The following is a 5,035-nucleotide window of genomic DNA, read 5'->3' on the forward strand; positions in this document are numbered from 1 at the left end:
CGTCCGGGGTGCGGGCCGCTGCCGTGCGCGCGGAGTGCTCGCCGGGGATCAGGCCCGGGCCGAGACGGCCTCCTGGCCCTCGACGGTCTCCTCGGGGTCGTTCTGCGGCGCGGTGAACGCGACGTCGAGGGTGATGACGACCTTGTCGGAGACGAGGACCCCGCCGGCCTCCATCGCGGCGTTCCAGGTGATGCCGAAGTCCTTGCGGGAGATGGTGGTCTCGGCGGAGAAGCCGGCACGGGTCACGCCGAAGGCGTCGACGACCACGCCGCTGAACTCGGTGGCGAGCTCGACGGTGCGGGTCACGTCCTTGATGGTCAGCTCACCGGCGATCGTGCCCTCCTCGCCGTCGAACGCCACGGCGGTCGAGGTGAAGGTCATGGTGGGGTGCTCCTCGACCGCGAAGAAGTCGGCGCTGCGGACGTGCGCGTCGCGGTCGGCGTTCTTGGTGTCGATGGACGCCATCCGGACGGTGGCGCTGAGGGTCGAGTTCTCGACCGGGTCGGTCACCTCGAGCTGGGCGTCGACCTCGCCGAAGGTGCCGCGCACCTTGGAGATGCCGGCGTGGCGGACGGTGAAGCCGACCTCGGAGTGAGCGGGGTCGAAGGTCCAGGAGCCGGGGACGAGACCGTTGAGCTGCGACATGGTGTTCTCCTCTGGGAGTGGGTGACGAACAGGTTGTTGCTTCGTCAACTACTCTAGGAGCACCTTGGTGATGTGTCAACAACCATGGTGGACATCGTTCCCCGCCGTCCTGCGGAGGCCTCACCGGTCGATCAGGCGTCGGGGTCGAGGGCGGAGCGGTCGTTGAGCTCGTGGAACCGGCGGCGGTGGTAGACGAGCGGGCCGCCGGCGCCCTCGTGACCGAGGACGTCGACCACCGCGGCGTTGAACACCAGCGCGGGACCCGCCTTGATCCGGGCCAGCGGGACCGCCCGCAGCACCCGGGCCACCCCGAGCAGCCGGGGCTCCCCCGTCGCCAGGTACTCCCAGGGCATGTCCGCCCCGAATCGCGGGGCTCCCGAGACGGCGAAGGACCGGGCGAGGCCCAGGTTCTCGGCGTCCAGCAGGTGCACGAGGAAGGAGTCCGCCTCGGCCAGCAGCGCGGCCGAGCCCTGGCGGGCCTGCAGCGAGAAGCCGAGGATCGGCGGGACGGCCGACACGGAGGACACCGAGGACGCCGTCAGGCCGACCGGTCCGTCGGGTCCGCGCGCGGTGATGATCGCGACGCCCGCCGGGTGCTGGGCGAAGGCCGCCTTGAACGCCTCGCCCACGTGCTCGAGGTCCGGGAGGTGGTCGGCCGGGACCTCGAGGTCGGCGACCCGAGCGGCCGCGCGCTCGGCCGGCGGACCGGGCGGCGGACCGGGCGGCGGCACCGCGCTCAGCCGGTCCTCCTCCGCCGCACGCCCGGTGGTCGGGGCGGCGGGCTGCTCCGGCGCGCCGCCGTCGTGCCCTCGGCGGGGTCGGTGTTCGTGCTGCTGGGCCGCCATGAGAGTCCTTCCGTGGGGAGCCGTGGGCGGGTGCCCCTGGGCGGCACCACCCGTCCACGCTACGACCGGGACCGGGGCGCGAGGCAATCGGTCCCGTCGCCGACGAGCCCGGGGACACCCGACGTCACAGTCTTGCACGGGCGCCGTCGTCGTGTCCGGCGCCCGTGGCCGGCCCCCGGGTCACCGGGTCAGGCCCCGGTAGCCGCGGGCGTAGTGCACCAGCGGGTCGTCCGCCTGCGCCTCGGCGACGCCGCGGCCCATTGCGGTCACCTCGCCCACGACGAGCCGGTGCGTCGCGGCGGTGTGCACGGCCACGGTGGCGAGCTCGAACCACGCGAGTGCCCCGTCCAGGACCGGCGAGCCCGAGCGCGGGGCGCGCCGGAACCCGACGCCGTCCAGCAGACCCTCCACGGGGTTGCCCGGGCTCGCGAGCCAGTTGGCGACCCCCTCCTGGTCCCGGCGCAGCACCGAGAGCGTCCAGGCGCCGGAGGACTCCACGGCGTCGCAGATCCGCCCCTCCTCGAAGAGGCTCACGAGCATGGTGGGCGGGTCGTAGGAGACGTCGAGGAAGCCGGTCACGGTCGCGGCGACGTCCCGCCGGCGGTGCCGGGCGGCCACCACCGCCACGCCGGAGGCGATGTCCGCGGCGAGCACGCGGTAGGCGTCGACGTCCTCGGCCTCCGGTGCCGCCGGGTCGACGAGGTGGGCCGGTGCGGGGTCGGGGAGCTCCATGCCGCCAGTCTGGCACGGGCCTCAGCGCTCCGGCCCGGCCCGTCCCGTCATCCGGAGGGTCAGGTTCAGCCGCCCGCCCTTCATGCCCAGGGCGGCCGCCCCCGTGCCGGGGCGGATCCGCGGCACCCCGTGGAAGGCGTAGCGGGACAGCCCCCCGAAGACGAACAGGTCGCCGCTGCGCAGCTCGAGGTCCCGGTACGGCGCCGAGCGGGTCTGCGTGTTCCCGAAGCGGAAGACGCAGGCGTCCCCGAGGGAGAGGGAGACGATCGGCGCGGCGGTGGCCTCGTCCGTGTCCTGGTGCATGCCCATCCGGGCGGCGGCGTCGTAGAAGTTCACCAGGGCGGTGTCCGGCCGGTAGTCCTGCACGTCCGGGCCGCCGGGCCCGTAGGCCTCCAGCACGGCACGGTGGCCGAGCTCGGACAGCCACGGGGGCATGTCCGGGGCGCGTTTGCGCTCCCCGGTGCGCAGGTAGCGGTAGGGCGCCCAGTCCCGGCCCAGCGTGGTGGAGCGCACCGACATCCGGCCGCCTCCCGGCAGGACCGCGTGCCGCAGGGGCGCGGGGCCCACGGACCACTCGCGGCAGCGGCGGACGAGCTCCCGCTGCTCCTCGGCCCCCAGCCATCCCGGGACGTGGACGGCGCCGGGGGCGATCTCGGCGCGCTCCCGCGGCAGCTCGAACAGCTCCGGCGCCGAGAACGGGGTCGAGGAGTGCTCACTCATGCGGCCGAGCGTAGCCGCGACCGCCGACACCGTGCACCTCGTGCCGGTGTGCGCCCGGCCACGGCGGACGGGGGTGGAGAGGAGTAGCGTGGAGGGTCTCCCGATCCCCGTGAAAGGTCCGCCGTGCCGCTGCCCCTGTCCGTCATCGACTTCGCCACCGTCCGCAAGGGCTCGTCCGTGGGCGAGAGCTTCGCCGACTCCGTGCGGCTCGCCCAGCACGCCGAGCGGCTGGGATATCTCCGGGTCTGGTACTCGGAGCACCACAACATGCCCACGATCGCCTCCTCGGCGCCGGCCGTGCTGATCGCCCACGTCGCGGCGCACACGGCCTCCATCCGCCTCGGCGCGGGCGGCGTCATGCTGCCCAACCACTCCCCGCTCGTGATCGCGGAGCAGTTCGGCACGCTGGCCGAGCTGCACCCCGGGCGCATCGACCTGGGGGTGGGGCGGGCCCCCGGCACGGATCTGCGCACGGTGCGCGCCCTGCGCCGCGATCCCTCCGCCGCCGAGCAGTTCCCGCAGAACGTCCGTGAGCTGCAGGGCTACCTCAGCGGCCGCTCGGTCGTGCCAGGAGTCCGGGCCGTGCCGGGCGCCGGGACGGACGTGCCCCTCACCGTCCTGGGCTCCTCGCTGTTCGGCGCCCAGCTCGCCGCCGCCTACGGCCTGCCCTACGCCTTCGCGTCCCACTTCGCCCCCGACGCCCTCGTGGAGGCCGTTGCCGCCTACCGAACCGGGTTCCGGCCCTCCGAGCAGCTCGCGGAGCCGTACGTCATCGCGGCCGTCAACGTCATCGCCGCGGACACCACCGAGGACGCCGCCGAGCAGCTCGGGACCGCCCGGCGCGAACGGGTCCGCGCCATGGTCGGCCGCGACCGCGAGCTGAGCGAGGCCGAGCTGGACATGGTGATGGACAGCCCCGCCGGGCAGCAGATCCTGCACATGCTGCACTGGTCGGCGGCCGGCACGGGCGCCGAGGTCCGTTCCTCCCTCGAGGAGTTCGCCGCCACGGCGGACGCCGACGAGCTCATGATCGCGCCCGCGTCCCCCACCCAGGACCAGGTGCTGCGCTCCCTCGAGATCCTGGCCGGGGCCTGGGCACAGGAGTCCGCGGCACCCCTTCCGTCCGGGGTTTCCCGACGGTAAATTCAGGGGGTCGTCGGCGTCCGCCGGCACGGTACCACCCCCGGGAGGTGCCACCCTCCTCGGAAGGTCCCACCATGCACTCCGTCCCCCTTCGACGCGCCGTCACCGCCCTGGCCTCGGCGCTCGCCCTCGCCGGCGCGGCCGCCTCCCCCGCCGCCGCGGCCCCGCGCACCGTCGAGCTCGTCAATCTCGGCGACTCCTACTCCGCGGCCTACGGCACGGGCGGACTCCAGCAGGCGGACATCCCCCGCGAGTGTGCGCAGGGCACGGGACGGGACCACGTGGACAAGCTGGCGTCCCACCCCCGCGTGGAGGTCACGCTGGACGCGGCCTGCGCCGGGTACACGACGCACGAGGTGCGGGCTCTCGTCGAGGACGAGCCGCTCGTGCGCGACGCCCTCGCGGAGGCCGACGCGGTGACGCTGACCATGGGGGGCAACGACATCCAGTGGGGCCGGTTCGTCCAGGCGTGCAGCGCCCCGGCGGAGGCACAGTACGGCCCCGGGCCGTGCGACACCATGCTGGCGCAGGCACCCGGGCTCATCGCGTCCGCAGCCGGCTCCGCGGCCGAGACCGTCGCGGCCGTCGACGAGACGTCGGACGCGCGCGTCGTGGTGCTGGGCTATCCGCACCTCTTCGACGCGGGGCAGGACGGTCCGCTGGTCTCCGCCGAGCGTGCCGCTCAGCTCAACGACTGGACGGACGAGCTCAACACCGCTCTGGCGGCGGGCGTGGAGGAGGAGGGCGCCGTCTTCGTGGACGTCACCGACCGTTTCCGCGGCCACGGCGTGGGCTCGGCGGACCCGTGGATCCTCTTCGGCCCGGAGGCGGGCGAGCACAACCTGCACCCGACCGAGCGCGGCTACCTCTCCGGTTACTTCCCGGGGCTCCTCGGCCAGCTGGCCCGGGCCTGCTGACGACCCTGCGGTCACGACGAAGGCCCCGGATCC

The 5,035-nt window shown here is 74.4% G+C and carries 6 protein-coding genes; 2 read left to right on the forward strand and 4 right to left on the reverse strand.

Annotated features, from left to right (window positions below; translation table 11 throughout):
- Positions 1-48: 48 nt before the first annotated feature.
- The 4 genes from ACFU0Y_RS16970 to ACFU0Y_RS16985 all read right to left on the reverse strand — a co-directional run bounded on the left by ACFU0Y_RS16970 (position 49) and on the right by ACFU0Y_RS16985 (position 2,942).
- On the reverse strand, positions 49-645 hold the full coding sequence (locus tag ACFU0Y_RS16970) for a YceI family protein (RefSeq protein ID WP_380215950.1): 597 nt from the start codon (positions 643-645) through the stop codon (positions 49-51).
- A 131-nt stretch (positions 646-776) separates the two neighbouring features.
- Complete coding sequence (locus ACFU0Y_RS16975; RefSeq protein WP_380215952.1) at positions 777-1,490, reverse strand: flavin reductase family protein; 714 nt, start codon at positions 1,488-1,490, stop codon at positions 777-779.
- Positions 1,491-1,670: 180 nt separating this feature from the next.
- On the reverse strand, positions 1,671-2,222 hold the full coding sequence (locus ACFU0Y_RS16980; RefSeq protein ID WP_380215954.1) for a flavin reductase family protein: 552 nt from the start codon (positions 2,220-2,222) through the stop codon (positions 1,671-1,673).
- Between the two features lie 21 nt (positions 2,223-2,243).
- Positions 2,244-2,942, reverse strand: a complete 699-nt coding sequence (locus ACFU0Y_RS16985) for an alpha-ketoglutarate-dependent dioxygenase AlkB family protein (protein ID WP_380215956.1) — start codon at positions 2,940-2,942, stop codon at positions 2,244-2,246.
- 123 nt (positions 2,943-3,065) lie between these two features.
- Between ACFU0Y_RS16985 and ACFU0Y_RS16990 the strand changes: the two genes are divergently transcribed.
- Together ACFU0Y_RS16990 and ACFU0Y_RS16995 are read left to right on the forward strand one after the other, a co-directional pair.
- Positions 3,066-4,085: an LLM class flavin-dependent oxidoreductase gene (locus tag ACFU0Y_RS16990; RefSeq protein WP_380215958.1), complete on the forward strand. Its 1,020-nt coding sequence runs from the start codon at positions 3,066-3,068 to the stop codon at positions 4,083-4,085.
- 74 nt (positions 4,086-4,159) lie between these two features.
- A complete protein-coding gene (locus ACFU0Y_RS16995; RefSeq protein ID WP_380215960.1) occupies positions 4,160-5,002 on the forward strand; it encodes a GDSL-type esterase/lipase family protein in 843 nt (280 codons plus the stop codon).
- Positions 5,003-5,035: the final 33 nt, after the last annotated feature.

The sequence above is a fragment of the Kocuria sp. NPDC057446 genome, from assembly GCF_042802875.1.
GTDB lineage: Bacteria > Actinomycetota > Actinomycetes > Actinomycetales > Micrococcaceae > Kocuria.

Excerpts from the sequence above, each read along its gene's own strand:
- ACFU0Y_RS16970 (WP_380215950.1), bottom strand. The coding sequence starts at position 645 with ATGTCGCAGCTCAACGGTCTCGTCCCCGGCTCCTGGACCTTCGACCCC.
- ACFU0Y_RS16975 (WP_380215952.1), bottom strand. The coding sequence starts at position 1,490 with ATGGCGGCCCAGCAGCACGAACACCGACCCCGCCGAGGGCACGACGGC.
- ACFU0Y_RS16980 (WP_380215954.1), bottom strand. The coding sequence starts at position 2,222 with ATGGAGCTCCCCGACCCCGCACCGGCCCACCTCGTCGACCCGGCGGCA.
- ACFU0Y_RS16985 (WP_380215956.1), bottom strand. The coding sequence starts at position 2,942 with ATGAGTGAGCACTCCTCGACCCCGTTCTCGGCGCCGGAGCTGTTCGAG.
- ACFU0Y_RS16995 (WP_380215960.1), top strand. The coding sequence starts at position 4,160 with ATGCACTCCGTCCCCCTTCGACGCGCCGTCACCGCCCTGGCCTCGGCG.